Source organism: Mesorhizobium sp. M0910 (assembly GCF_040319465.1).
In the GTDB taxonomy this organism is placed as follows: Bacteria; Pseudomonadota; Alphaproteobacteria; order Rhizobiales; family Rhizobiaceae; genus Mesorhizobium.
The window spans coordinates 34,660-57,852 of the sequence record NZ_JAMYNZ010000014.1; the positions used below are offsets into that span (position 1 = coordinate 34,660).

Annotated in this window: 21 protein-coding genes and 1 pseudogene; 1 reads left to right on the forward strand and 21 read right to left on the reverse strand. The window is 61.6% G+C overall.

Annotated elements, in window-relative coordinates:
* Positions 1-10 precede the first annotated feature (10 nt).
* The 12 genes from NKH78_RS27245 to NKH78_RS27300 form a co-directional block, all read right to left on the reverse strand.
* Positions 11-385 (reverse strand): hypothetical protein, encoded by a 375-nt coding sequence (locus tag NKH78_RS27245; protein ID WP_352705219.1) that lies wholly within the window; start codon positions 383-385, stop codon positions 11-13.
* Between the two features lie 272 nt (positions 386-657).
* Positions 658-1,278 (reverse strand): DUF1851 domain-containing protein, encoded by a 621-nt coding sequence (locus NKH78_RS27250; protein WP_352687438.1) that lies wholly within the window; start codon positions 1,276-1,278, stop codon positions 658-660.
* A gap of 45 nt (positions 1,279-1,323) precedes the next feature.
* Positions 1,324-1,758: a hypothetical protein gene (locus tag NKH78_RS27255; protein WP_352475500.1), complete on the reverse strand. Its 435-nt coding sequence runs from the start codon at positions 1,756-1,758 to the stop codon at positions 1,324-1,326.
* Positions 1,758-4,286 (reverse strand): hypothetical protein, encoded by a 2,529-nt coding sequence (locus NKH78_RS27260; RefSeq protein WP_352687436.1) that lies wholly within the window; start codon positions 4,284-4,286, stop codon positions 1,758-1,760. Before NKH78_RS27260 ends, NKH78_RS27255 begins: the two co-directional genes overlap by 1 nt.
* Positions 4,286-4,777: a hypothetical protein gene (locus NKH78_RS27265; RefSeq protein WP_352740099.1), complete on the reverse strand. Its 492-nt coding sequence runs from the start codon at positions 4,775-4,777 to the stop codon at positions 4,286-4,288. Before NKH78_RS27265 ends, NKH78_RS27260 begins: the two co-directional genes overlap by 1 nt.
* Positions 4,778-4,779: 2 nt before the next feature.
* Positions 4,780-5,439 carry a hypothetical protein gene (locus NKH78_RS27270; RefSeq protein ID WP_352687434.1) on the reverse strand — a complete coding sequence of 220 codons (660 nt, stop codon included), beginning with the start codon at positions 5,437-5,439 and terminating at the stop codon, positions 4,780-4,782.
* A gap of 212 nt (positions 5,440-5,651) precedes the next feature.
* The gene (locus NKH78_RS27275; protein WP_352778874.1) at positions 5,652-8,108 is read right to left on the reverse strand and encodes a phage tail protein; all 2,457 of its coding nucleotides are present in this window, start codon (positions 8,106-8,108) and stop codon (positions 5,652-5,654) included.
* Positions 8,105-8,707, reverse strand: coding sequence for a phage connector family protein (locus NKH78_RS27280; RefSeq protein ID WP_352740095.1), 603 nt, complete (start codon positions 8,705-8,707; stop codon positions 8,105-8,107). The genes NKH78_RS27275 and NKH78_RS27280 overlap by 4 nt, the downstream gene beginning before the upstream one ends.
* Before the next feature lie 287 nt (positions 8,708-8,994).
* On the reverse strand, positions 8,995-9,246 hold the full coding sequence (locus NKH78_RS27285; protein WP_352687429.1) for a hypothetical protein: 252 nt from the start codon (positions 9,244-9,246) through the stop codon (positions 8,995-8,997).
* A 207-nt stretch (positions 9,247-9,453) separates the two neighbouring features.
* Positions 9,454-10,443 (reverse strand): Coat protein, encoded by a 990-nt coding sequence (locus tag NKH78_RS27290; protein ID WP_352687427.1) that lies wholly within the window; start codon positions 10,441-10,443, stop codon positions 9,454-9,456.
* Between the two features lie 24 nt (positions 10,444-10,467).
* On the reverse strand, positions 10,468-11,376 hold the full coding sequence (locus tag NKH78_RS27295) for a hypothetical protein (protein ID WP_352740093.1): 909 nt from the start codon (positions 11,374-11,376) through the stop codon (positions 10,468-10,470).
* Between the two features lie 218 nt (positions 11,377-11,594).
* Complete coding sequence (locus tag NKH78_RS27300) at positions 11,595-12,167, reverse strand: hypothetical protein (protein ID WP_352705229.1); 573 nt, start codon at positions 12,165-12,167, stop codon at positions 11,595-11,597.
* A gap of 250 nt (positions 12,168-12,417) precedes the next feature.
* Between NKH78_RS27300 and NKH78_RS27305 the strand changes: the two genes are divergently transcribed.
* Positions 12,418-12,732 (forward strand): YMGG-like glycine zipper-containing protein, encoded by a 315-nt coding sequence (locus tag NKH78_RS27305; protein ID WP_352740091.1) that lies wholly within the window; start codon positions 12,418-12,420, stop codon positions 12,730-12,732.
* Positions 12,733-13,173: 441 nt separating this feature from the next.
* On the opposite strand, the gene NKH78_RS27310 is transcribed toward NKH78_RS27305, so the two are convergent.
* The 9 genes and pseudogenes from NKH78_RS27310 to NKH78_RS27350 form a co-directional block, all read right to left on the reverse strand.
* On the reverse strand, positions 13,174-13,473 hold the full coding sequence (locus NKH78_RS27310; protein ID WP_164759187.1) for a DUF7716 domain-containing protein: 300 nt from the start codon (positions 13,471-13,473) through the stop codon (positions 13,174-13,176).
* A 174-nt stretch (positions 13,474-13,647) separates the two neighbouring features.
* The gene (locus NKH78_RS27315) at positions 13,648-13,836 is read right to left on the reverse strand and encodes a hypothetical protein (RefSeq protein ID WP_352475512.1); all 189 of its coding nucleotides are present in this window, start codon (positions 13,834-13,836) and stop codon (positions 13,648-13,650) included.
* A 795-nt stretch (positions 13,837-14,631) separates the two neighbouring features.
* Complete coding sequence (locus NKH78_RS27320; RefSeq protein ID WP_352475513.1) at positions 14,632-15,060, reverse strand: hypothetical protein; 429 nt, start codon at positions 15,058-15,060, stop codon at positions 14,632-14,634.
* Entirely contained in the window at positions 15,060-17,549 is a 2,490-nt protein-coding gene (locus NKH78_RS27325; protein WP_352884803.1) for a hypothetical protein, read from the reverse strand. The genes NKH78_RS27320 and NKH78_RS27325 overlap by 1 nt, the downstream gene beginning before the upstream one ends.
* Positions 17,550-17,821: 272 nt before the next feature.
* Positions 17,822-18,142 carry a Bbp19 family protein gene (locus NKH78_RS27330; protein WP_352509923.1) on the reverse strand — a complete coding sequence of 107 codons (321 nt, stop codon included), beginning with the start codon at positions 18,140-18,142 and terminating at the stop codon, positions 17,822-17,824.
* Positions 18,139-19,890 carry a portal protein gene (locus NKH78_RS27335; RefSeq protein WP_352509924.1) on the reverse strand — a complete coding sequence of 584 codons (1,752 nt, stop codon included), beginning with the start codon at positions 19,888-19,890 and terminating at the stop codon, positions 18,139-18,141. Before NKH78_RS27335 ends, NKH78_RS27330 begins: the two co-directional genes overlap by 4 nt.
* 180 nt (positions 19,891-20,070) lie before the next feature.
* Positions 20,071-21,234: an acyltransferase family protein gene (locus NKH78_RS27340; protein ID WP_352740087.1), complete on the reverse strand. Its 1,164-nt coding sequence runs from the start codon at positions 21,232-21,234 to the stop codon at positions 20,071-20,073.
* Between the two features lie 467 nt (positions 21,235-21,701).
* Entirely contained in the window at positions 21,702-22,295 is a 594-nt protein-coding gene (locus NKH78_RS27345) for a hypothetical protein (protein ID WP_352740086.1), read from the reverse strand.
* A pseudogene (locus NKH78_RS27350) lies at positions 22,292-23,053 on the reverse strand (phage terminase large subunit family protein); the annotation flags it as partial. The gene NKH78_RS27345 and the pseudogene NKH78_RS27350, both read right to left, overlap by 4 nt.
* Between the last annotated feature and the right edge of the window lie 140 nt (positions 23,054-23,193).

The window sequence follows — 23,193 nt, forward strand, 5'->3', positions numbered from 1 at the left end:
CGGCAACGGGCTACAGCAATCCGCCAATGAGCCTTCTTGTGCCGCCCATTGCCGCCAGTCCGCAGGCCATGCCGGCGCAGTCGGCGACCCAGTCGAGGATATCCATATCGCGCGCGATCAGTTGGGCGCCCTGAAGAAGCTCGATCGCCGCGCCGGTGATGGCGAGGAGCAGGACCAGTCTCGTCTTGTGTTCCGGCCAGCCGAGGCTTCCAAGCGCCGCCAGCACCGCGAATGCCGCGGCGTGGTTGAGCTTGTCGTGGTGGAAGGTGAAGCCCAGGTCCAACTCCTGCAGGAAGCGCACCGGCGAAAGCGCGAGCAGGAGAACGCCGGCCAAGGTGAGCAGAAAAACGATCCTTGCCATGGTCGAAAAAGAGTCAGTGCGCAACAGGTCAATCCTTCGTCTGAAATGGGAGGCGATCCAGAAGGCACCACCGACTGGGATCGCTCTGCGGTTATCAGGCCATAAGCCAGCATCGTGACCACAATCAGACCGCTGGCCCGGTTGCGGCACGCTCTACTCGGGCCGTCCGGCCACAAAACCGATAGCGCGCATCACAGACCGCGGGGGGTTGCACCCCTTCAGACCAGAGGCAAATACCGCCTCTAGCCAAGCTTCGAACGGGAGTTCCCCAGTGGCAGATCAGCGGAAACCCTGTTTTAGAGAAGGTCTCGGATATTGACAGGTGTTCCCGGTGGCAGGTCTTTCACCTTCGCAATAAGTTGGCCCATTATGTGCCAATAGACTTCCAGGTCCGACAGCTCCTGGTTTTTGATTTCGTCCTTCCCGTTGAGAAACAGCGGTATCTTATAGCCGACGCACTGGTTAAAGGCTGGCTCGGCGCCGCCGGCCTCACGCCAATCTGAGTAGAGATTGGCGGCCAATGCTGCATCTTCGTCCTCGATGACATCGACTTCGTGGAAGGTCCGGATGTTGGCGGGCACCTGAAGAGCCTCGCCCATGCCCGGCTCGAACATCACGACACCAGGTTCCCCTTGTTCCAGCCTTTGGCTATCGACTGCAAGCGCCGTCCCCAGCCAATCATAACCAAAGCAGGTGATCCGGCCGGTGAATTCCGGAAAACCCAGGCAGACACGTGCGTTCCAACGTGCCACGTCCTGCGCCCGGATTATCCTGTACAAACCGTGCTTGAACGAAGCACCGCCGAAGCTGGTCAGCAACTCGGCTAACCCAGGCACTTTCGTATCCAGGGAGAAATTGCCGGTGTCCGCGGGCACCCTGCTATCCACCGGGAAGTTTTGGCGAAATGTCTCGAACATTGCGATCTCCAATCTACCAGCCCGATCAATCTGACGGTGCCTAACCTACTCTTGCGGAACGTGGAACGGTTTGATCGTAGCGGAAGGGAGACCTCGTTCATCAAACACATCGAAGACTCGCTCCGATAAGACGAGGTTAAAATTCTTGGCGATGCCGAAGTCATCGTGACCCGCTTTCCCGCTCACCTTCAGCCACACGAAAGATGGAAGCTCTACCTCGGGCTGCTGTTCGCGGAAATCTTCGGACGTTATGACTTCAACAGGGGCGAATGCCGCTCCGGTGAAGCCGATTTTTGATAATGCGTGCGCGGCCTCTTCCGTCACGAGAAAACATGGAAAGCTTGTTATAAGAACATCACCGATCCATCCCTCCATCTGGTACACAAGCTTGCTCACGATAGGAGGGTGGACACTGGTATCCATGATAGTGCCGTCACCCAATCCACCGGCCACATCGGGCAGAATGTCATAGTATCTCATCAGTCACCTATTGGTGGATCGAACAAATGTCCATACTTCTTGTCGATTTCAGTAACATAGTCAAGGACCTTCTGGCGGGTAGCGTGAGGGTTGTTCTTGTAGAAATATTCCCACTCGTTCCGAATTACCTTCTGGTGCAAATTTATGTCGAACTCTTTCCGGATTCCGCGAAGATTCTCGATTGAATGCAGCTCTTGCTCTGTAAAAAGCCCGGGATACCTTTTAAAAACTCCCTGCTCGACGCCATGATGCACTATGTAGTCGCTTTTGTTGAGACTAGGATTCGCGTCGAAAAAGGTTTTTCGATAGTCCTTGAATGGAGACCACCCAACCTTCGCCTCGGCATGTTTAACTTTGGACGTATCCCTAGCAAGCATCGCACCTAGTAACGCGGTATCAAAGGCACTATCGGACATTTCACCGGCTCGCGCCTTCCGGCGTGGGCTTGGTGGCGAGACCGAGCGCGCAAGCGCTTGCTGATGTCTAAGGGTTTCGGCATCTACACCATGAACAAGCGCCTCGCCGCCTTCGGCTAGGCCAGTTGGCAGCCTCGAAAATATTGGGAGTTTCTCTACCCATGGCTTGGCAATCTTCGCGGCAGCGCGTTCCAGGGCCACCGCCGCCAACCTATTGCCAGGAATTGCGCCCGCGGCATTGAGCAGTATTTCGTCGTAGTTGCCCTCCAGCGCTGCATTTCCAGCCTTCTCCAGTGCAAATGACGTCCCCAACGGCGTGAAGTCGGCCACCGAGATGCTGTCTTCGCCAAGCCCATCGGAGCCCACGAGTTTTTGCGCGAGAAGACGCCCTAGGCTCCCCCGCTCACTGTCGCCGGCTATCAATTTCCCGAGCCACTCTTGATTCGTCGGGAGGTAGTTGGTGAGTTCCGCGTTTGCTCCCGATCGTCCTGGCTCGACAGTGTTGGCCAAATCGAGCAGCATCATCGGGTCGACTACAGCTGCCCGGAACGACCTGTCCGCGATGCTGTTGTCCGTTTGGGATACGCTGGTCTGAAGCAGGTGGTTCAGTACCGCTTCGCGCGCGACTTGATTCGGTAGTGCGGCGAACACATTGCGCAGCTCTGCGGTCTGGTCTTGCGGCTGGGCCTTGAGTCTGCCGACAATGTCCTCAGCAACGGAGTTGGGTAGCGGCTGGGCGGTCTCAAAACCCAACTGTTGCTGGGCGGCGAGGGAGCCAATGATCGCCGCCTGATAGTCTCCCGGCGTCGACAGGTTGCTCCAGGCCGCATCAAGGTTCGCGAATGCCTCCCGGACATAGCCGCCGGGGTCGGCCCGCCTGGCCTTGAACGTCAGGTCCGCGGCGGTGGCGATAGCGTCGTGCCGCGCCTTGTCCTCTTCCGGCGCTGCACTGTCTGCCGCGGGGTCGGCGTCCTTGACCATGGCTCGCACGGCGTTGTTCGCAACGTCGCGCATGTCGTGGAAATGACGACTGACGTCGATGGTCCTGTTGAACGCCTCGAAGCGCCTGGCGCCCTCGGTGGCGCCATAGAGAGCGACGAACTGTTCCGACGTTGGGATCGGGCCGGAATAGGTTCCGGTGTCCCTGATGGCGACCGGCGCATTCTGCTCGGCTAGGCCAATGCTGATACGTGTGCCGATTTGCCGTGTCGCATCGGCAGCGTGGGCTCGCCGCACCAAGGCTGGCCGCTCTTCGGACGGAATGTCGTCCCGAAAAGCCTGCGCGACTCTTTCGTTCGGCGTAAGCTTGCCTACGCGGTCACGGGACGTAACCGGTGTGGCAGACCCACTCGCCCGAGGCCCACCCACAGCCTCGATGGTATCGTCCTTGGTCCTGCCGTCCGTTGAGACCGGCCCAGTCCCCAGCATCCCGGCAACGCGCTTCGGGTCTTGGGCGATCATCGCCTGGGCGAGCGCCTTTGCCGTGTTGGCGCGCCAGGCGGCCTCGGCCGCCTGCCGGGCCGCCGCGTTGCCCATCTTGCCGATCAGGTCGAGCCCGCTCTGCCTGATCGCCTCGAATGTTTCTATGTCGTTCGGGTCGCTTTGCGCGATCGAGCCGGTATAGATTTGCTCGACCTTGCTCCACTCGGTCTGTTCATAGCTCTGGCGCCGCGCGTGCTGCTGCGCGGCCATGCGCGCCGAGCCGGCCAGCCGCAACGCCTGCTTTTGCGCGAGGAAGTTGGCGCGTTCGCCCTCCGGCACTTTCGCCGCGGTGTCGTCGAAGATCTGGTCGAACAGGCCGGGCTTGACGACGCCGTCGCTGCGCGGATCGAGCTGGCCATACATGAAGTCGTGCAGGCCGCCGCCGTCGGCCGGCGCGGTCTGCACCGCCACGGCCTCGGCGTGCGCTATGCGTGCGTTCAGCTCGCGGCCGATAATGCCGGCGTCGAACGCATCCTGCTGCTGCTTCTGCTGCCGGAAGCGTTCGGCAATCGCCGACAACTCGTCGCCAAAGCCTTGCATGGCGGCGCCCACCGGCGAGCCGTTGGGATAGGAGGCCACAGTGCCGGTGTCGAGGCGGCGCTGGGCAAGCTGGAGCGGGATGGTGGCCATCAGTAGAGGCCTCCACCCGGCGCCGGCGGGAAGGCGCTTCTGCCGAACGTCACCGTCTTGGCCGGGTCGTAGAGGCCGGAGATGCCCGACACGAGGCTGCCGCCGGCCTTGAAGATCGAGGCGCCCACCGCCTGCTTGCCGGAAAAGCGCGCGATCGCCGCTTGCGTGGCGAGACCGTTCTGGCGCAGCTGCGAGCCGTACTGGATCGCCTTGAGGTCGAGCTGGCCCTGCCTGGCATTGGCCGTCAGCACCTCGGTCGGAGAACCAGAAATGGCGACGCCCGAAGTGCCGGCCTGGGCACGCGCCTGAGCCTGGAGGAGATCCTGTTTGTGGCGCTCCTGGCCCTGCTCGAAGACCGAGCTTTGGGCGTCGGCCCGCGCCTGCTGTTCATAGGCCTTGGCCTGGTAGTCGGCCATCTGCTTGGACTGCTGGCCTTCCGCCAGCGCGCCGCCGACGGAAAGCGCCGTACCGATAAGAGCTAGTGTGCACATGGTCAGCCTCGTTCGCCGGCGGGAATGAATTTGCTGTTGATGCCGTCGACCGGTGCGCCGATCGCGGGGCGCCGGTCGAGCACGCCGCCGGGGCTGAGGAAGGACAAAAGCAGTCGGTCCGCCTGGATCGCCGGACGGCTGAGACGCGATGGTGTGGTGGCGCGAGGACCGGCCATGGCGGTGCGCCGGATGGTGGTCAGGTTGACCTTCAGGTCGACGGCGCCGTCGGCATCGAAAAGGCCGTTGGCGGCGGTGACGGCTCGGCTCAAGGCATCGGCCGCGAACAGCTCCTGGCGCAGCTGCTCGATCAGCTCGTGAACGCTCTTCCAGCGCTCACCGAGGGAAGCCGCCTTTGTTCGGATCTCGGCGCCAAGCGCTTCAATGTCGACGCGGGCTTCGCTTCGGGCGGCGGCGATGCGGCGCTTGTCTGCTGCCGCGATGGTCTGCTCGATCAGCGCAATTGCATCGTTGCAGTCGTCAGGGGCGGCACGGGCTGCTGCCAAGTCGCCCTCGCCGAAAATCGCGCGATCCTCGGCCTGTTGCAGCTCCTGCTTGCGGGCGATCGCATCATTGAGGTCGGTATCGAGCAAGGCGATGACGGCCGCGAAATCGGCAGCCGTCCGCGCCTTGCCGAGTTGCTCGGCATGGGGGATTTGAGTCACGGTAGGTTCCTTGGTTGGGGAAGCGATGGAGGACAGAGAGGTGATCTCCCCCCTCGAGGGGGAGATGGCCGGTAGGCCAGAGGGGGTCGTCTCGCGTGGAGCGCCGGCGTCTTTATCTGCAATGGATTCGATAGGAGGCCGCGTCAGGACGAACCGCCCCCTTCGGTCGCCCTCGGCGACATCTCCCCTTCGAGAGGAGAGATCAGCAGTTCCTAAGGCTCGGCGTCGAACACCGGCGTCATCGCCCTGATCGTGCAGGGCGTCGGGCTGGTATGGCGAATGCGCACCCGCCCCTGCCCTTCCCAGCTATCGTCGATCGGCACCTCGACATTGCCGGTGAACAATTTCGCCATGCCGTCGGGTGCAATCACGGAGGGGATGCGAACCTGCTCCCAGCGGCCCCGGATGAACGACTGGACCTGAAGCCCGGTTGTGTCGGTTTCCAGCAGCGAAAGAATGAGCTTGGCCACCTTCTTGCGCCGGCCGACGATCGATCCGTCGCGGCCGCCGACATCGAGCTCCAGCGTGTTGGCTTCGGACTGGTAGCCGAGCCCGACCTGCCATTTGGCTGCCGTAGCTCCACCGGGCAGCGAAACCGCGCCAGCGGCCACAGCAAGGCCCATGTAGACCTTGCCATCGGCCAGGACGTCGACTGTTTCGCCGTTGAGATGATCAAGCCCTGAGACCGTGCCCACAGCGACGCCATCATAGGTGAGGCCGCAGTCGACTTCGAATGCATCGCCGATCCTGCCATACTCGAACGGCGCGGTCTTTATTTCGATATAGCGCCTGGTCACGCCGCCGATCGTGCGCTTGACGATCAGCCAGAGATCGTCGTTGCCGTCCTGGCCGGGCGTCACCACGGCGCTTTCGACAACGGCCCAGTTCGATCCTGCGAAGCTTCCGGCGATCTTGTGGACATGCATGCCGCGAACGTCTTGCGACGGCTGGTGCGTGTAGCCGCCGAGTTCGCCATTTCCGAGCGGGAACCACAGCAGTGGGTCGGGGTCGGTCTGGAAGGCGAGTTCAACGACGCCTTTCTTCGGAATGTGCTCGGAAATCTGCCCGACATCATCCGAGGTGAAGCGGCCGGTGGCGTTTTGCGTCAGCTCGGCAATCGATTTGCGGGAGCGGGTCACATAGAGGAACGACTGCCCGGCATCGACGGGACGCAGCGGGGCACAACCGAAAGTCCGGGACCGGCGGTTCTTGAACGAGGACGGCGTCAGCGCCTCGTCGATGCCGGAGCCCGACAGCGCCCTCACCCCGCCAAGCGTTCCGATGATCAGCGCACCGTCCGATTCCGCCACCCACGTAATGTCATTGGCCTGGCCGCCACCTGCCTGCACGAATTCCAGCGCGTCGGTGTCTTTCTCACCGGTGGCGAAGTTATCGAAATCGCCGGTTTGCGAGGCATAGACCGAGAATTTTCGGCTGAACGCCAGGCGCTCCTCGTAAAGCGAACCGCTCTGGACGTACTTGCCGGGCACGAACGTGCCGAGACGCCAGCGGATGATCGGGCTGAGATCGGGCAGAGCGTGCCCGTATAACTGGACCGTGACTACCGTCGTGCTGGGCCGGCCAACGACCTTGGCCCAGCGCCAGAAGCCATCCGCGCCAAGCAGACGAATGGCGCGACCGATATCGCTGGTCTGGAAGCCGATGCCGTCATTGATGCCGACGATCGAGGATGCCGAAAGATCGAACGGCGTTTGCGACGGCGCGTATTCGTGCAGGGCCAGTTCGGCGATAGCGGTTCCGTCGCTGCCGCCACCTGAAAACAGCAGCTGATAATATTCGTAGGCAACCGTGTTGTTGAAGCCGTCGAAGAAGCGGGTTTCCGACTTGGACCAGCCGGTCTCTCCGTCCCGGCTGTCGAGCGTCGTCCAGTCGGTGCCGTTGTGCGAGGCCTGGAATTGCCACTGGGTCGGCGATGCAGTGTCTGAGTGATCATTCGTGGCGGTAATCCAGTAGGCGTCGACCGTCTTGGTCCCGCCGCCGCCGAACTGGTAGCGCAGATACCCGCTCGGAAAGCCCGCTATATTCTCTCCCTTCTGCTTGTCGCCATCGAACACCTGCCACACGTCGGATGAGCCGTTGCTGTTGCTGACCGTGCCGCTTGGCAGCGTATTCGAGGCCATGACCGGCATGGCGTTGCCGGTTGCGGCCGGTGTCAACGTCGTGGCGGTGGTGTTGATCTTGTCGTATGGGCCGTCGAGAAAGACGAAATCGGCGAGCGTCCAGGTCGTGTGCGCGGTGCGCGTCAGCACTTTGACCGGATGATCCTTGTGGGTGATCCACATCTGGTCTGCCGACTGGACGAATTGCAGGTCGAACAGATCGGCCTCGAGATAAGGCGAAACGACTTCGACCGTGCCGACACGCGCACCATAGGCATAGACGCGGATGTAGAGATCGCCGAATTCGAGCGCATAGGCCTGGTCGGCCGAGAAGATGAACGGGATCAGCCGTGTCGCCTTTGACGGAGCCTTCACCTCAGCGCAAAAATACGTGCCGCCGCGCTTCCTGATGCCGCCATGCGGCAGCGTGACGAAATTGGTGCATTTCGACAGCGCCGCCCGGTAAAGCTCGAGCGAGGCGCGAGCATGCAAGCGGGGAGAAATCTCACCGCGGATGAAAGCGTCCTGGACCGGATAGAGCGTGGTCATCGGCCGACGAACCTGTTGTCGCCGCGCTGGAGAGCCCAGGAGGATCTGCAAAATCTGCCCCCGCGCTGGATGGCATTGGCCGAGTAGGCGGCATCCAGCGCCCTCTCATAGGCGCTGCGGGCGACGTCGATCATGCCGGCCTTGTGGGTCAAGGGATGCGCGATCTTGACGGCGAGCGCCGCCACCATCACTTCGCTGAACAGCGCATTCCAGTCGTTCGGGTCGGTCAGGTTGGCGACATAGCGGATGATGCGCGGGCCGGCCTGATCGGAATAGATCAGCCCGGCCTCCTGCCGCCATGAGAGCGGAACGCCGTCCGGCTCGCCATTCCCCGTCAGCGGCAAGGGCCGCAGGCAATCGGCGGGAAGCTCATAGGCAAAGTTCAGCGTGCCAGCACCGCTGCCGGTGTCGAAGCCGGCGACCGAGGCTGCCAGGATGGCGAAGACAAAGGCATGTTTGGTCAATTCGGCCTCGCGGGTCAGGTCGAAATGCAGATTGAGCAGGCGCGCCGCCTTGGCGTCCTGGTCGAGGCTGTCGATCGGCGCCTCGTCGAGCACGGCGAGCGCCATGTTGGCGATGTCGAGCGGGGTGATGGCCATGGCTCAGGCCTCCGGCTGTGTGATTGGTCGGGGAAAACGGGACATGGTGCCTCCACGGCAAAAAGGCCGCTTCGAGGCGGCTGGGGATTTCTTGTGATTTGTGGCTTGGGCAGATGTTGCACGTCTCGTGCATGAGGCCGTCACGCCACCAACCGCCCATCAGGAAATGGCGTGGCAGACGCTTCGTCAGTCGTCTTTTCCCATCGAGCAAGGAAGACGGCAATGCTTGGGCTATTGCAGTTTCACGACACCGCCGCGCAACGCGGCGATGTCTTGCCTTGATTGTGTCAGCCGACGCGTGCGCTGGTCGCGATCCACTGCCCTGTTTCGGCTGACTTGACAAAGGCGCCTGATTTCACCCTTCCGGCACCTCCTGCCATGGCCAAGCCCTTGTCCAGGGCATTCTGAAGACTTGGTGTGTAGTAGGCGGTGTTTTCCAGACCGCTGAAGAAGTTTATGCGATGAACGTTCCCCTTCTTGCTCATGACAATGCCCGCTTTTCGGAGCACTTCCTGAACTGTCTTGTACTTCATGTTCATAGTTACCTCCCTTGCCGAGACAGGCAGCATCGCCCTTTCTTGTAACTGTTTGGTGCCGTCGATTGACCAGAGGGCAACATGAATGTTGTAGCGAACCCCAAATTCACATCACTCTGACGCAGCGCGGCGGGTGAACTTGGGATTCGCCACAGTGGCCGACCTGGCGTCCCGAAGGGGCGAGACGTCGGACGCCCGCCCCTTCGCCGATCAGGACTCGGTCGTCTTCAGCGCGATGAACGTCATGTGCTTGACGCTCGAGGCCGTGCGGTCCCAGTTTGCCGCCAGTGCCAACTCGACATCGGTGGCGAATTCGCCGGCCGAGGACGCGTCGAGAAAGCGGGTGCCCGGCACATGCGGCACGAAATGCCGGCGGCCGACCATTTCAGTGACGCCGCCGCCATGGCCCTGCCGCGGCTTGCGGTCGAACTCGAGCGGCCCGCCTTCGGTGTTTACCGGCAGCTCGTTCCACAGAATCGCCTTGTCCTTGAACATGAACGCGGTGTAGACGCCGCCGGCAACCGGAATGTCGTCATCGACGACGGCCCTCAGCCCCATGTAATAGGGGATCAGCGGCCCGCCCTGCTCGGACGACGGCACATAGTCGATGAGGTCGGCGAGTTTCAGCGCCTTCATCTGTTTCGAATGCATCCAGATCGTCTTGAACTTGTCGGCGCGGTCGCCCATCAGATAGGCGGCCTCGATGATGTCGGTGTCGACGATGGAGGCGCCGGTGACGCGCACCAGGTCGCCGGCGTCATTGGCGATGTTGTCGGCCAGCACGCCTTTCAGGATGCCGAGCAGCGTCAGCTTGTTGGCGCGCTGCCAGTAGTCGGTCTGGCGACGCACGATGAGCTTCTGCGGATCGTCACCGGCAAGGATCGAGGTCAGGTCCGGGATGCCCCAGGCCTGCGCACGCACATTGCGGGCCGCGACTTCGCGGCGCGCGCCGATCTTCTTCATCTCGATCGAGTCGGCCGGGTCGTCATTGACCGGCTCGGAGGGATCGTTGCCGAGGTCCTTCCAGCCGGGCATGTCGACCGAACGACCGCCCAGGCTGAGCTTCGAGGCGATCGACGGGTCGGAAAACAGGATCCCGGCCTGGTAAATCTCCAGCGACTGGACGTGCTCCTCGAACGAGTATTGCGCGTAGACGGACGGAACGATCGCGTCCGCGATACGGGTGTAGGCGTCTGCCATTTTTGTCTTCCTTCAGGTTTGGGGTCAAAGAGGGTTGTTGGGCATCCACAGGTCGGGGTTTTCGCCGGCCTCGCGTGCCAGCCGCCGGGCGCGGGCGGGGTCGCTTTTGACCAGGGCCGAGATGCCAGTCAGGTTGCGCTCGCCGGCGGCATTGCGCTTGAAGGGGTTGCCTCCGCTCAAGGCAGCATTGCCGTCGATCGTGTCTTCGCGGAACATCGCCTCGCCGATAGCGTGGAACGCCTTGGCGATCTGCGGGTCGGTCAAGGCGCCGTCCGGCAGAAGGATGCCCTTCGCCTTGTAGGCATTGACCAGGCCGAGCTTCTTCATCGCCCGGTTGGCGACCTCGAGCTTCTGGCGAAAGCCATCGCTCCCGGTCGGTCCCCAATCCCGCACGAGGTCGTCGTGCGTAGTCTCGACCGAGCGGGCAACGGCGATTTGCTGTGCCTTGGCCTGCTCGGCCATGTAGCCGACGAAGCGGTCGTGATAGGCCTGTGCAACCTTCGGGGTAGCACCTGCCTCGACCGCCCAGGCCTTGGACGCATTGGCGAGCTCGTCCGAATAGGCGAAGTTTTCGGGGAGCCCGTCGGGGCGCCGGTACTCGACCTTGTCGGGCGAGGTCAGCGGACGCATCGCCTCGGGCAGCCGGGCATGGAACCTGTTCCAGTCTTCCGCGGCTGCATCGGCTGCCGGAACGCGCAGGCTCTCACCCTGCTGCCGCTCCAGCTCCGCATAGGAGGCGAAAACCCGATCGAGGCTTTCAGGCTTGGTCCAGCCCTTGGTTTCAGCGAGCTTGCGGTTGCCTTCGGAAAGACCGTCAAACCAGCTTGCGGCCTTAGGCGGGGCGGACCCGTTGTCCCCGTTGGCCGGTGGCCGTGCAAGGTTGCCCGCCGGTGGCGCCGCCACCACGGACCCGGCGTCTACCAGATCTGTCATGAGAAGATTCCTTTTGCTGAGAGTTTGAAGGCCGGTGATGAGAGCACTGGCGGTGAAACTTGGTATCTCCCCCCTCGAGGGGGAGATGGCCGGCAGGCCAGAGGGGGTAGCCGCGCGTGGAGCGCCGACCTCATCTGTCGCCGGGGGTCGCGCCCGGTCGAACCGACCCCCTCTGTCGCCTTCGGCGACATCTCCCCCTCGAGGGGGGAGATTAGCGCCTACGCATTGTCGCCCCAGTTCTCCCAGAGCAGCGTGATCGTGCCGGTAACGGCAATCGTGCCGTCGGCATCGATGTCGGTGCCGGTGGCAAACGCCAGATTGAGATAGAGGTCGACCGGCGTCACGGTGCCGTCGAGCGTCAAGGCTGCGGCAACATCGGCAATCGACGCGCTCGACGGCGCGGCACCGGCGCCATCCAGCGTGCGGCCGGTCGCGCCCAGCACATTGACCATGGTTCCGGCAAGCACAGCGCTCGACCCTGCCGCCGAGCCGAGCGACCAGGTCAGCGCGGCATTGTCGTTGATGGTCGACGCGCGGGTAGTCAGCACCGCAAACTGCAGCCGGGCCGTACCGCCCTTGATACGGATCTTGCCATCGATGAAATCGAACAGCTTCTGGCTGGCAAAGGCCTGCGCATCGGTGACCGGCACCGGCATGGCATTGAATGAAAAGACCGTGCGGTAGGTGCCGCCCTGTCCGCTCGTCCTGGCGGAAAGTCCGGCCCTGGGCGGGGCAAGGCCGGCTTCTCTGGCGGCGGCACGCGAAAGCGTCCGGGCAAGACCTCGGGTCATTTGGTTTCTCCATTTTTGGGATTTGAGGAAGAGTTAGCCGCTGCGTAGAAAAAGCAGATCGGGCACATGGGCCGTCAAAGATTAGTCTCGTTTGGGCATCGTCTTGCCGAGCCGTCGTCTCCGGCCGTCAGACAAAAACAACCATGTCTTTATTCGTGAGGCACGGTGCCTATGTTCCGCCGCAAATGCCACCGCACTTGGCAAAATCGGCCCGTGTATTAGTTCATAGACTTCAAGGGAGTACCAGACGATGACCATGTCCAGAGCCATTGCCGCCATGCTCGTGACTGCCGCATTGGCAGGCTGTGCGCAGACCGAAGCACAGCAGAGAACCAGCACCGGCGCGCTCCTCGGCGCCGGTGCCGGCGCGCTCGCCGGCCAGGCCATAGGCGGCAACACCAAAAGCACGGTTATCGGCGCAGCCAGCGGCGCCCTGCTCGGTGCGGTCGTCGGCAACGCCACCACCCCGCAACCGCGCGGCCAACAGCTCTGCCGCTATCAGGATCGCTACGGCCGCATCTACACCGCCCCCTGCGACGACCGGTATTATAACGGCGATTATTGAGCGTAGCGAAAGCCCCGGCGACAGCCAATCTCCCCCCTCGTGGGCGAGATGTCCGGCAGGACTGCGGGGCGCCGTAGAGCGCCAGCCATAACAGCAATTCCAATCAATGCAGAATATTCAATCCACGAAATTTTCGTCCACGAACATCTCGGCAAATTTCTGGGGTGGGAGGGTTACACCATTGACGCGGGCGATCTCGAGATTCCTTGCCCACATATCCCGGATTGCTGCCGGCATTCCCTCGGGCATGTGCATAGAGTGGGCTATTGCGTCATGCCATTTGTCCGTCGCCGCCATAGATAGATCGCAGTTTGGGGGCCATCCTTTTCAAGCCATCCTCCGACTCTTGAGAAAGTTCTCCGATCGCCCAGAGCACATAAACATCGAGCAGCCTAAGCAGCGGCTGTCCATCATAACGTGGGTTAGTCAACATTTAACCTCTCACGCATCATAGGTGGCATAATAAATAACGCGTTCGCAGATGGCGGAAATGCTTGGCTTTTCTTTCTGCGATGCAACCAAAGCCTCGGTAATCTCGATCGCAAGGTTGATTTCGAGAAAGTATGCCAGGCCCTCTTTAGCTGCCTCGGGTGGTACCAACACCCCATCCTGCTGAGGCAAAACCATCGCGTCTGAATCCTCTGTCCAAGGCTCCGCCGCGTAGATTGTGGGCTCCGCTGCGTAGACCGGGTCCTCCTCGTCAAATTCCGACAACCGCCCAACGATATCCAGCAACTTCATTTTTTTCCCCATAGGGAAAATCCTCCTCGGCCATTCGGATGCAGTGCTTTCTGGAAGATACTCCCTCGATCATGTTGAGATCTAGGGACGAGTTGCATTACACCGGGTTCGTAAACTTGCACAATGATCGGCCGAAAGCGTCATGGCCTCCGCAAGGTCAGTGCTCCCCGCACCCTACCCATCCGCCGGTGCCGCTTTCTCCGGCGCCGCCTTAAGCAGAATCCCGATAGCTCGATTCCAGTAGCGCACCGCCTCAAAATGCCCTTGTCTGGTCAACCAGATCTTATTCTCCAAACTGACTGGATCGCCGATCTCAAACAGCTCCATGCCCTTGGGGCGCAAATATCTATTTTGGTCGGGCATTTTCAGTCCACCAACCGAGCAAATAGATCGGCGAGGTCACGCGCTATCGTCTCAGCGGATTGCCGATTCATACCTATGAATGGGATGCGTACGATTGGCATGGCCGCATCTTCAGTGTCGAAGCCATAGCCTTCACCTCCTCCGTCAGATGCGAATAAGAAGATGCCTGGCGCATATTTTTCAACCTCATATCCGCGGTTGAAGTCAGCCAGTTCTTCGGCTTTAAAAAAATAGTATAGTAATTGCCGATGAAACCTTCGCCTCCATTATGCTCTTTGAGGAAATCATGTAATCCTTGGCAGCACGACTCCCAACCGTGCGGACAGGCCGTCGACGACTGCGGATTCAGCCGGTGCGTCGAATGTCCCTCAGTTAAATATGTCCCATTGCTATCGTCCCAGGTCGCTCAGCAACTGGTTCCACCACGGCATACCCCTGTTGTCGGTGAACTGCCGCCAAACTTCACTGGATTGATTTCATGCACATCCACTACGGCGCGAACTATGGCAACAATAGCACTACCGACCGTCGTAGGGCTCAATCGTCGCTGACGGAATACCAAAGCGGTCGAGTAGATTCAGCACACGCTCTATATGACCACACGCAGATCGCCAGCAATGATAACATCGCCGAACCATCCTTCCATCTGGTAGGTGAGTTTGCTCACAACAGGGGGTGAACGCTTGTGTCCATGATGGTGCCACGGCCTATTCCGCCGGCGACATTGGGCTTTATGTAAAAATAGTCCACCATTCACCTAATGAGGATCAAAAAAATGAAAGCCCAACCTCATTGCTACTTACCATCGTAAGGCTCGATGACAGCAAACGGTATTCCCAATGATTCCAGCAAATCAAGAATGCGTTTCGAGATGACGAGGCGATAGTCCGCTGCGATCCCGAAATCGTCCCGGCCGGCCTTGCCATTCACTTTAAGCCAGACGAAGGGTGGAAGTTCCTGCCCAGGTTGATCCTCATGAAACTCTTCGGATGTTGTCACTTCGGCGTCGGCGAACGTCGCGCCTGAAAAACCCATCTTTTGCAGTGCGCGCTGGGTGTCTTCGGTGACGAGATAACACGGGAACGTCGTAACGATCACATCGCCAAACCAGCCCTCTATAACGTAGTGAAGCTTGGTCACGATTGGCGGATGGACACTCGAGTCAAGAACGGTGTTTTCACCAAGTCCACCAGCGACGTTCGGCCATATGTAAAAATATTGCATCACTCACCTATTGGAGGATTGAACAGATGTCCGTATTGTTTGTCGATATAAGTCACGTAGTCCAGCACCTGCTGACGCGTTGGCTGGGGGTGCGACGCATAAAATTTATCCCATTCGAATCGGAAAACGATCTTGTGCAAAAGGTTATCTAATCCTTTTGGTATGCCGCGAAGATTTTGAAGAGAGTGCATCTCATCTTCAGCAACAAGGCTTGGATATCTGGTCCATATCTGTTGCTCTGCAGCGTGATGGACGACAACCTCTCCCTTTAGATTCGGGTTCGCATCAAGAAATGTTTTGCGGTAATTTTTTGAAAGAGCTTTGCCAAACGATGCTCCCGGATGCCTAATCTTAGAGGGGTCTCTGGCGATCGACTTTATTATCGCAAGAAGCTCAGCCTTGTCAGGCTTGACGCCGGTGCTCAAGAGGTAAGCGGCCTCTTTTGCTGCATTTATTGCACGAGACTCAACCTCGGTCGTCTGGCGAACCGCCGCTCCCTCAACGGCGAGTTCTGATGTGGCCCGCGACCCACTGGCCGTAAGCTCCTCTAACGGCTTGGCAAACTTGCCCGTCCCGGCGCGGACAATGGCCAGTCCTTTTGCAACGGCTTGGCCGAGTGACTCGAACGCCAGGCTGCCCTCTGCAGCTAATCCGGAGGCAGAAGTGACCGGCAGTTGACTGAGCGCGTCCAAAGGATCGTCGCGCAGATCCTGAAGAAACAGCCCAATGTCGTGCGGGGCTCGGCCTAGGCCTTCAAAACCTTCGGTGAGGTAGTTGCCGAAGTCCTCCGCGGCGAGTTCCAGTTTCGATTGAGGTTTCCTGCGGTTTGAAGGAGCAGGCGGTTGATTCTGCTTCCCGGCGATCACAGGTGCAACAACGGGCCTAGCCGGTTGGCTTTCGACCGATTGAGGAAGCCCGGCTTGGACGAGCTGTTGGGATAAGGCTGCTCGGACCTCTGGATCGGACGCCCCACCAACGAGGCTGTACAGGATGGTGTGCTTGTCCGCCTGTGGCACGCTCCCGTCTTTGAATGTCGTGGCGATGTTCTTGAGAACAGACCATGGGAAAGGTTGATAGTTCTCGATGCCCAGTTGCTTTTGTGCTGCAACTGAAGCGGCGATTGCTCGGACATAAGTTCCTCGGTCGTAGGTGTCCGGCCCTCCTTCACGATTCCATGACTCGCTGTCGGGAGTGGTGATCTCGCTCCAGGCTGCGTCGACGCTCGGAAAGACCTTGCGAACGTATGCGGCAGGGTCCGTCCGCCTGGCGTCCAGCGTCTGAAGCGCGGCGGCGGCCGTGACGTGATACCGCGCCTGCTCCCCTTGGGAACCTGCAGGACCAGGTTCGGCATCGCGTAGCGCCGCATGGATTGCTTGGTTCGGCATGGTGCGCATGCCGAAGGCCTGACGACCAACATCAATCTTTCTGGCAAAATCCCCGTACTGCTTGCCGCCCTCCTCGACGCCATAGACAGCGATGAAGGCGTCCCGACCAGGCATCTTGCCGGAATAGGCGCCAGTCTGTGCGATGGCGCCCGGCGCGTTCTGCTCGGCGAGACCAATGTTGGTGCGAAGCTCAACCTGCTGAGCAGTGTTGGCCGCCTGCGCCTGTCGGATCAGCGCTGCCTGTTCCTGTTGCGGAAGGTCGTCCCTGAACGCCTGCGCCACCCTTTCATCAGGCGTCTGCTTGCCGACGCGATCACCCTTCGCTGCCGCCGCATTGGGCGCACCAAAGGCGCTGGAGCCGCCAACGACTTCGGTGGTGTCGTCCTTAGTTCGGTTTCCAGCCTGCGCGGCACCCAGCATCTCTGCAGCACGTTTCGGGTCCTGGGCGATCATCGCCTGGATCAGCGCCTTGGCCGTGTTGCCGCGCCAGGCGACTGCCGCCGCTTGCCGGGCAAGCGGGTTGCCGATCTTGGCAATCAGGTCAAAGCCGTTCTGCCGGATCGTGTCGAAGTTCTCGGTGTCCTTCGGGTTGCTTTGCGCGATGGCACTGGTTGAGATGTTGTCGACCTTGGTCCACTCGGCCTGCTCATACTCGTCGCGCCGCTGAAGCTGCCTCGCCGCCATCCGTAGTGAGCCGGCCTCGGGCAATGCCTCCTTCTGCCTGGCGAAATTGGCGCGCTGGCTTTCGGGCATTTTCGGCAGGGCATCGGCGAACAGCGTGTCGAAAAGGCCGGTCTTGATCATCCGGCCGGTGCGCGGATCGACCTGGCCATACATCGTGTCATGCAGGCCGCTGCCGTCGGCCGGCGCATTCGCCACCACCTCGTCTTCCGCCTGCCCGATCTGGCCGTTGAACCGACGGCGCGCGAGGTCGGCGTCGAACGCCGCCTCCTGCTGCTTCTGCTGCTGGTAGCGTTCGGCGACGGCAGAGAGCTCGTCGCCAAAACCCTGCATCGCCCTGCCGACCGGCGATCCTTCGGGATAGGAGAGCACATTGCCGGCATCGAGCCGGCGCTGGGCAAGCTGGAGAGGTATGGTCGCCATCTATTTGTGTCCTGCCATGAGCGCGCCGGGGATCGTGGCGCGGCGCTGCCGCGCGCCGGCCCCGTGCCGCCGCCTTCGTCGGGTCATGAATTTTGGAGAAGTCGCCAATGAGAGTGTCGCCGGCACTGAAGATGCTGGCGGTCTGCGCCGTCGGCTAAATGGCCTCGGCAAAATATTGTCATTCCCTTATGAGTTGGCCGGGCTCGCGGACTCCCGCGAACGATCGGTCGGAGCAGGCCATGACTGTGGCAAGGCCGCCGGTCCTAAGCCCGCTACCCTTCCAACCGCGCCGCCTTCTCCAGCGCCGCCAGCTGCGCTTCGTCCAGCGTCAGGAACCCCATAATGTGCTGCACCACTTCGGCCCGCGCGTTGCTGAGCGCGCTGTGCAGCTCGAAGCCGTTCGGCGTCTTGGTCTTGGCCAGCCATTCACCGTAGGACGGGCGGCGGTAATAGCCGGTCGCAGCCGTCAGGTCGGCCAGCACCATCTCGCCGTCCTGGCCCGAGAATACCCTGAAATAGGCTTTGGCCAGCGCATCCCGCGCCTTGGCCGGGCCGCCGGCCTGGCTGGAATGGGCGAAGCGTTTGCCACTCATGCCCCGCCACCCTGTACGTCGCCACCCTGTACGCCGTTGCCCTGCGGCATCAGCCCGCCGAGCCCATCGAGCAGGCCGCTGTCGCGCGCCTGCACGGCCGCCGGTACGGCATCCCTGGCCAGCTTGCCGGCAGAAACGATCGAAGCCATGCCTGCTTGTGCGGTTTGAGCCTTGGCTCTGGCATCGCGGATGCCCGCCACTTCATCCTGGCGGCGGAAGATGCGTTGTGGGCTGCGGCCGGCGCCCTGCACGATCTTCAGCGCCTCGTCGCCGTCGATATTGTCCATGACGCCGGGGTCGAACTGCGCCATCTGCATGGCGGTGGTGACCACCTGGATGGTGTCGCGCGCTTCGGCCGAGCGGCGCAGCACGTCGAGCGGGCCGGTGAAGGTCGGCCGCAGCGCCTTGCCGGCAAGGCTCGCCGGCGGCAGGAAGCGGCTGTCTTCCTCGTAAAGTCCCTTGTCTTCCAGAATACCCAGCTCGCGGTCGAGATTCGAGGCAAAGCCGGCCTGGATAATCGAGCCGGAGGGGCCGAGCAGAGCACCCTTTTCCTCTTGCCGGATCAAGGCCTCGGTCGCCGTCATCTGCGGGTTCTGTACCAGCGTCTGGAACAGATTGACGAACATCATGTCGCGGATCTCCTCGGCCCGGCTGTCGGCGTAATTGAAGGCATAGGTCGGGTTCTGGCCGGTGGCGATCGGCGCGATCAGCGGCCGGCCGGCATCGTCGATCAGGCCGGGATAGTTCTCGCCGGGATTGAGCACCGGCACATAATCGAGCCTGGCCTTCGAGGCGGTCGCCGGATCGGTGATCTGCTGAAGTGCGCGCAGGCCGGAGCGCCGCACGGCGTTCTCTTCGCGCACCGTCGTCAATGCCTCGATGGTTGGCGAGATGCCGTAGGGATCGCCCTCGTAGCGGCGCCAGTTGAAGCACGATACCGGGAAGGAGCGAAAACCGCTTTCCCTGACGATCGCCTCCTCGTCCTCGATCACATGATAGGACGCGAACGCGGTGTCGAGATACTGGTAGGAGCCGCTCAGGCTGTACATCTTGCGCTCGTCGCGCGGCTGGATGCACTGGATCAGCGAGATTTTTGTCTCGCATTTGGCGGGGTCGTCGACCAGAACTTTGATCCGCGCCGGCAGTCTGTCGTAGCCGAGCAATTGCGCCGCCTGTCTTGCGGTGCGCTCGTAGCGGCGGTGGAAGATATCGACCTGGCCCCAGCGGTTGCGCGAGAGATAGCCTTCGACCACCGGGATCGAGGCATAGCGGATCAGCGTGCTGCCAAAACCCTCCTCGGCGTAGAGATAGGCCGGGCCGTAGCGCACGACATTGCGCAGGCAGGCTTGCGTTGCCGGCACGAAATTCGAATTGGCGGAGTAGCGCAGCGAAAACAGGAAATCGCGCAGCGCTTCCGCCCATTCCTTCTCCTCGTCGGTTTCCTCGTCATTGATTGCCGCGGTCGACAGCCCATGCCATTTCTCCGACTGCGGGATGATCAGGCTTTCCAGCCCCGCGGCCAGCCGGTTGGCGGCCGAGTTGATGGTATTGGCGTAGACACGCGCACCGCGCCGCTCCTGCCGCTCGGACTGCGAGTCCGCGCCGGCCTGCCGGCCGCCGCTCCACATGTCGGGCGCATCGGGATCGCAGAATTCGGACACCGCCTCCCAGACATGCTCATACTGGCTGCGTTCGCTCTCCAGTTCAGCCTGTCGCGACAGAATATCGCGAGCACGGGAATCGCTCATGGTCAGCCTCGCTTGATGAAATTGATTGAAAAAGAAAACGGCGGGACGCCGAAGCTGCCAATCTCCCCACTTGAGGGGGAGATGTCCGGTAGGACAGAGGGGGTCGTCTCGCGTGGATCGGCGACCCCCTCTGTCGCCTTCGGCGACATCTCCCCCTCAAGCGGAGAGATTGGAAGCGCCTTATTCCGCCGGCGTCGTCTCCAGCGCGGCTTTGCGCCCAAAGCGCTGCACCACGAAACGTCCCATCTTCTGGCCGGGCACTTCGATCAGCGTATAGGTGATCCAGGACAGCAGGCACACCACCGGCAAGACGAGGACAACAACGATCGCGAAGCGCAGCGGCGCCGACAATTCGTGGCCGAACTGGGTGATAACCAGAGCCGCCGCCGGCTGGAGAACCAGCAGATGGATCAAATAGATGCTGAAGGAAAGCTCACCCATCAGATGAAAGAACCGGTTGGCGAGCGTCATGGCGATCTTTCTGGCCATGATGCCCGCTATTCCCGGCAGCATCTGGTAGAGAACCAGCGCAAAGAAACCCACGACGAGCGCTTCGCGCATCAAAAACTTGCCAAGCCCGTAGCCGCCGCCGAAGGGCAGCGCGGCCAGAGCCATGGCCAATGTCAGATGCACGAAAGGCCGCTTTTGCCTTTGATGGACGACGCCCGCCAGCAGCATCCCGCACAGGAAAATCTGCATCTTCAGCGGCAGGAACGACGGCATCGGAAAATGCACCGACAATTGTCCCATCAACAACACGATCGCGCTGCCGATCGCCGCGACCAGGATACCGCTCCATATCCAGTCAAGCCTGCGCACCAGCAGCATAATCGCCGGGAACACTGCATAGAACTGCATCTCCAAGCCAAGGCTCCAGTCGGGCAGCGGCGTGCGATAGGCGAAATTCGGCACCAGGCCGAACAGGAACAGCAGATGGGCGCCGATGTTTTTCAAGCCGCCGTCGAGATAACGCTCGGGCGCCTGCGGCGACCGCAGCAGGAACTCGTCGATGACCATCCTGGACTGGTAGAGATAAGGGCCAAGCGCCAGGGCAGCGAACAGCATGACGTAGAACAGCGGCGCAATCCTGAAATAGCGGCGGGTCCAGAACTTCAGCCAGGTTTCCGGCCTTTGCCAGGGCTCCTTGTCCTGGCGCAGCTGGTAGTGGAACACCATCAGGAAACCGGACAGCATGATGAAGAGGTCGACGCCGAGATCCGGTTCGCCGAGAATAGGAATATGCCAGCCGGTCAACAGCACGCAGTGTCCGATGAGCACCCAGATCGCGGCGAGCGCCCGAAGCCCGTCCAGGCACTCGATGCGCGATGACCGGGCTTCTGTCATGCCGGACTCCTCGATGGCCATGTTGCATTGCAGCATGGCGGCTGAGGAAGGAATGTCAACCGTGCGGAAGGAACACGAATTGCGCTCGGCTGTTACGGAAAATGCGGAAGCTGCCGATCTCCCCACTCGTGGCGGAGATGGCCGGCAGGCCAGAGGGGGGCGCGAAGGAACGCCAAGCTCAGTTTCGTTCCCACCGGAATGAGCCGATGGCGGTAATTGCAAATTGATCACCGAGGCGGCGGGATAGCGCCCCCTCTGCCCTGCCGGGCATCTCCCCCACGAGTGGGGAGATTGGCAGCATCACCGCTTCTTCGCCAACCTTGCGTGCCGGCGCCAGTACCACCACGCCAGCACCCGGTTGCGGAACACTCTTCTCATGGCGCCCATGTCAAACCCCCAGCAGCACGCGGCGCTGGCCGGTGAGGTCGCCGGGCGACAAATCGGTCTTCACGGTTCCTGCAGTGCCATCATTGGCCGCAAGCTGAGCCCGTAAAGCGGCTTCGCGCGCCTGCACGTCCTTGTCGGCAATGGTCGGTGTCGGCGCCAACGGCTTCAGCGCCGGCGGCTTTTGAAAAAGGCACATGGTTTTCTCCAAAGTGAGAGCTTCTTGTCCAGTCGTAGAGCAGAAAGTCCTCGCCGTTCCGGCCATAGCCCGGCAGGCGGCAGCGTTGCGTCGCGCCCAGCCTTGCAAGCCAGCGCAGCGCCAAACCGTTGGCGGCCAAGGCGCGGGCCTCGACCCGCCAGGCGCCGCGTGCCGCAACCTCCGGCCCGAGCACCGCGTGAAAGAACTCCGTAATAGCAGGCACGCAGCGCCGCATGCGGCGCGTGCCCCAACTCCAGGCGATCCACAATCCGCTGCGCTGCTCGGCAGCACCGAAGCCGGCCTCCGGATTGCCATCGAGCTCGGCGACATAAGCAAAGCCCTGCAGCGCCGTCAGTGCCAGCAAAGCCGGCGACCATGCGTCGAACTGGCAGTCGATCTCGGCCCGGTCTTCGGGCCGGAGGTTGGCAGCGATATAGGAGAGATCGCGCAAAGTGGCGGGAATGATGCGGAGGGTCACCGAAACGCCCCCAGCGGATCGGCCTGCCCGGCCTTCCGCCGCGCCGCCTTGAATACCGCCGGATCGACCACCGCTTCCCGCAGCATCATCACGCCATAACGGGTCGCGGCCATCAGATCGTCGCGCAGCTTCACCACCTGGCCGTCCCTGCGGTGATAGAGCCGGAACTCCTCGAACCAGGGCAGAAGCGTCGAAAACACCTTGAAGCGGCCGGATTGCATGCGGTCGAGCATGTCCATCAGCCCGGCCTCGACCGATACGGAACCGTCGGCGAACTGCGCATGGCTGGCGAGCATGTTCAGCCCATGCGCGGAATATTGCTTCGCAAGCGCGGTGCCCGCACCCTCCAGCGTCTCGCGACGGCCGTCGCGCGGCCATGCCCATGGCAGCCAATCGCCCCACGGTTTCAGCGTCAGCGCCTGCATGGCGGGAGTCTGCTGCGAGGCACGGCAGGCCTTCGTGACATAGACGACATCGGCTTCCGTATCCCAGGCAAGCTCGACCGCGGCCGAGGGATGGTCCCAACCGAAATCGAGCGCGCCGAGCCGCGGCCAATAGCGCGGCAGCCGGAACGGCTCGCAGGCGATCAGCTCCTCGGCCACCGGAAAGATGCGGCCGGAGCCGAGCACCGGAATGCCCTTGGCCCGCGCCTCGCGCTCATGCGCCGGATAGGCGGCAATGATCTCGGCGCGCTGCTGCGGCGTGTAGTGCTCGGCGTCGTCGATGGTCATGAAGGTGACGTGACGGGTCATTGTTTTCACCCTCGCGGCATTGAATCATGGTGGCAGGTGTTGGACGTATGCTGCTGTTCGGTAAGATGTTTTCATGATGGCGGGACAGCGCCCCCCTCTGTCCTGCCGGACATCTCCCCTCAAGGGGGGAGATGGCAGCTTCAGCG

Bases quoted from the DNA above. Each gene is read 5' to 3' on its own strand.
- NKH78_RS27250 (WP_352687438.1), bottom strand. From the start codon at position 1,278: ATGTTCGAGACATTTCGCCAAAACTTCCCGGTGGATAGCAGGGTGCCC.
- NKH78_RS27255 (WP_352475500.1), bottom strand. From the start codon at position 1,758: ATGAGATACTATGACATTCTGCCCGATGTGGCCGGTGGATTGGGTGAC.
- NKH78_RS27260 (WP_352687436.1), bottom strand. From the start codon at position 4,286: ATGGCCACCATCCCGCTCCAGCTTGCCCAGCGCCGCCTCGACACCGGC.
- NKH78_RS27265 (WP_352740099.1), bottom strand. From the start codon at position 4,777: ATGTGCACACTAGCTCTTATCGGTACGGCGCTTTCCGTCGGCGGCGCG.
- NKH78_RS27275 (WP_352778874.1), bottom strand. From the start codon at position 8,108: ATGACCACGCTCTATCCGGTCCAGGACGCTTTCATCCGCGGTGAGATT.
- NKH78_RS27280 (WP_352740095.1), bottom strand. From the start codon at position 8,707: ATGGCCATCACCCCGCTCGACATCGCCAACATGGCGCTCGCCGTGCTC.
- NKH78_RS27285 (WP_352687429.1), bottom strand. From the start codon at position 9,246: ATGAACATGAAGTACAAGACAGTTCAGGAAGTGCTCCGAAAAGCGGGC.
- NKH78_RS27290 (WP_352687427.1), bottom strand. From the start codon at position 10,443: ATGGCAGACGCCTACACCCGTATCGCGGACGCGATCGTTCCGTCCGTC.
- NKH78_RS27295 (WP_352740093.1), bottom strand. From the start codon at position 11,376: ATGACAGATCTGGTAGACGCCGGGTCCGTGGTGGCGGCGCCACCGGCG.
- NKH78_RS27300 (WP_352705229.1), bottom strand. From the start codon at position 12,167: ATGACCCGAGGTCTTGCCCGGACGCTTTCGCGTGCCGCCGCCAGAGAA.
- NKH78_RS27305 (WP_352740091.1), top strand. From the start codon at position 12,418: ATGACCATGTCCAGAGCCATTGCCGCCATGCTCGTGACTGCCGCATTG.
- NKH78_RS27310 (WP_164759187.1), bottom strand. From the start codon at position 13,473: ATGAAGTTGCTGGATATCGTTGGGCGGTTGTCGGAATTTGACGAGGAG.
- NKH78_RS27315 (WP_352475512.1), bottom strand. From the start codon at position 13,836: ATGCCCGACCAAAATAGATATTTGCGCCCCAAGGGCATGGAGCTGTTT.
- NKH78_RS27320 (WP_352475513.1), bottom strand. From the start codon at position 15,060: ATGCAATATTTTTACATATGGCCGAACGTCGCTGGTGGACTTGGTGAA.
- NKH78_RS27325 (WP_352884803.1), bottom strand. From the start codon at position 17,549: ATGGCGACCATACCTCTCCAGCTTGCCCAGCGCCGGCTCGATGCCGGC.
- NKH78_RS27330 (WP_352509923.1), bottom strand. From the start codon at position 18,142: ATGAGTGGCAAACGCTTCGCCCATTCCAGCCAGGCCGGCGGCCCGGCC.
- NKH78_RS27335 (WP_352509924.1), bottom strand. From the start codon at position 19,890: ATGAGCGATTCCCGTGCTCGCGATATTCTGTCGCGACAGGCTGAACTG.
- NKH78_RS27340 (WP_352740087.1), bottom strand. From the start codon at position 21,234: ATGACAGAAGCCCGGTCATCGCGCATCGAGTGCCTGGACGGGCTTCGG.